This window comes from Phenylobacterium sp. (assembly GCF_035276905.1).
GTDB lineage: Bacteria > Pseudomonadota > Alphaproteobacteria > Caulobacterales > Caulobacteraceae > Phenylobacterium.
This window is the reverse complement of sequence record NZ_DATELG010000387.1, coordinates 1-2,355: the sequence shown is the minus strand read 5'-3', so window position 1 is coordinate 2,355 and position 2,355 is coordinate 1. Positions and strand designations below refer to the sequence as shown.

The following is a 2,355-nucleotide window of genomic DNA, read 5'->3' as shown; positions in this document are numbered from 1 at the left end:
GACTGCGCCCCGGTGCTGCTGGCCGACGCCGAGGCCCGCCTGGTCGGCGCCGCGCACGCGGGCTGGAAGGGCGCGCTTACTGGCGTCGTCGAGGCGGCGATCGCGCGAATGGAGGGACTGGGCGCGCGGCGCAGCCGCCTCAGCGCCGTCGTCGGGCCCTGCATCGGGCCCCGGTCCTACGAGGTGGGGCTGGAGTTCCTGGACCGCTTCGCCGCGGTCGATCCGCTCTACGAGCGGTTCTTCAGCCCCGCCGCCGCGGCCGAGAAGCGGATGTTCGACCTGCCGGCCTTCGTGCTCGCCAGGCTGCGGGCCGCGGGCGTGGAGACCTGCGAATGGATCGGCCGCGACACCTGCGCCGAGCCGGAGCTCTTCTTCTCCAACCGCCGGGCGTTCAAGGCCGGCGAGCCCGACTACGGCCGGCTGCTCTCGGCGATCATGCTGGAGGAGTGACCACCTCGCCCGCAAAGCGGCGGGGGACCGCCTGCGCGGGGAGGTTTGGAACAAAATGAGAACTCCCGTCATCCGCCATTGTCAAGATCGAGGCTCGCGACGGTCAGCGTCCAAGTGCGGCCCCGCGAGGGATAGACTCGCCTGACGCCGCTGATAAAAGGCGCCGGAATTTCCCAAAGGTGACGGGGGTCCGATGAAGCTGCTGGCCGGCAACTCCAACCGAACGCTGGCGCAGGCCGTCTCCACGCACCTGGACGTGCCGCTGACCCGCGCTCAGGTGAAGCGCTTCGCCGACAACGAGGTCTGGGTCACGATCGACGAGAACGTGCGCGGCGAGGACGTTTTCGTCCTGCAGTCGACCAGCTACCCGGCCAACGACAACCTGATGGAGCTCTTGATCTGCATCGACGCCCTGAAGCGCGCGTCGGCCAAGCGGATCACCGCGGTGTTGCCTTACTTCGGCTACGCCCGGCAGGATCGGAAGACCGGCGGCCGCACGCCGATCTCGGCCAAGCTGGTGGCCAACCTGATCACCCGCGCCGGCGCCGACCGGGTGCTGACGATGGATCTGCACTCCGGCCAGATTCAGGGCTTCTTCGACATCCCGACCGACAACCTGCACGCCGCCCCGCTAATGGCGCAGGACATCAAGACCAACTACGAAAGATCCAGCGACCTGCTGATCGTCTCGCCCGATGTCGGCGGGGTGGTCCGCGCCCTGGCGGTGGCGAGCCGGCTGAACGCCGAGCTGGCGATCGTCGACAAGCGCCGCTCGGGCCCGGGCAAGAGCGAGGTGGCCAACATCATCGGCGACGTCACCGGCCGGCGCCTGATCATGTTCGACGACATCGCCGATTCGGCGGGCACGCTGTGCAGCGCGGCCCAGTCGCTGATCGACGCCGGCGCGACCGAGGTCTCGGCCTACGTCACCCACGGCGTGCTCTCGGGCGCGGCCTGCGAGCGGGTGAAGAACTCCGTGCTCAAGGAGCTGGTGATCACCGATTCGATCGAGCAGCCCGAGCCGATCATGAGCTCGCCGAAGATCCGCCAGGTCAGCTGCGCGCCGCTGATCGGCGAGGCGATCCGCCGCATCGCCAACGAGGAGTCGGTCTCCAAGCTCTTCGACTGAGCGGGCGGACATCCCCGGAACTTGCGGACCGGGCGCCCCGCAGGACGCTCATCGCGAGTTGAAGGCGCGCGGCCACAATGTGGCCGCCGCCGCGTGTATGTTCCCGCAAACGATCGTTAGGGGGATCGCCCTTGTACCTAGCTTTTCCGGTCCGCCGGAGCGTGACCTTGGCGGCGCTAGCGGCCGCGACCCTGCTGGCGAGCTGCGCCCAGCCGTCGAAGCCGCCGCCGCCCGCTCCGCCGCCGCCCGTCAGCCTCTCGTCCAGGCTCATCGAGCAGGCGAGCGCCTACCGCGCTTATGTCGAGCACGGCTCGGCGATCTCGCCGGCCTTCACCAGCGGCCAGCAGGTATCGGATTCGGTGCGCACGGGTGCGGCCTATCAGCCGGACCAGCTGTTGCGCGGGGCGATCATCTACGGCGCGATCGCCGCCCTGCAGGATCCGGCCTATGTGGCCGGGGTCCGCGCCTACGCCGCCGACGCCGCCCAACGGCAGAAGATCGCCTTCGAGATCATGAAGGACCCCGCCTATGCGGCCGGCTTCACCGGCTCGGCGAGCGCCGCGGGACTGGTGATGAACGCATTGGGCGCGGACGGGCGCAAGCTGCTCGACCAGGGCCGGCAGGTGAAGCAGGCCGCCTACGACGTGCAGCGGTCCGCCTGGTCGAAGCAGGAGGTGGCGGGCCGCGACGCTCGCCTGTCGCAGGCCAAGCAACTTTCCACCCAGCCCGGCCTTGGCGAGACCGCGGAGACCGCCCGGCTGCAGCAGGCGAGCGTG

General features: G+C 69.7%; 2 protein-coding genes and 1 pseudogene. All 3 read left to right on the top strand.

Annotated elements, in window-relative coordinates:
- Window positions 1–450, top strand: a 450-nt coding sequence (locus VJS38_RS18570) for a polyphenol oxidase family protein (protein WP_324089637.1), incomplete at its 5' end; no start/stop codon positions are given.
- A 193-nt stretch (window positions 451–643) separates the two neighbouring features.
- Window positions 644–1,579 carry a ribose-phosphate pyrophosphokinase gene (locus tag VJS38_RS18565; RefSeq protein WP_324089636.1) on the top strand — a complete coding sequence of 312 codons (936 nt, stop codon included), beginning with the start codon at window positions 644–646 and terminating at the stop codon, window positions 1,577–1,579.
- Window positions 1,580–1,740: 161 nt separating this feature from the next.
- Window positions 1,741–2,355 (top strand): annotated as a pseudogene (locus VJS38_RS18560) (hypothetical protein); the annotation flags it as partial.

Coding starts and splice junctions, on each gene's coding strand:
- VJS38_RS18565 (WP_324089636.1), top strand. CDS start 644: ATGAAGCTGCTGGCCGGCAACTCCAACCGAACGCTGGCGCAGGCCGTC.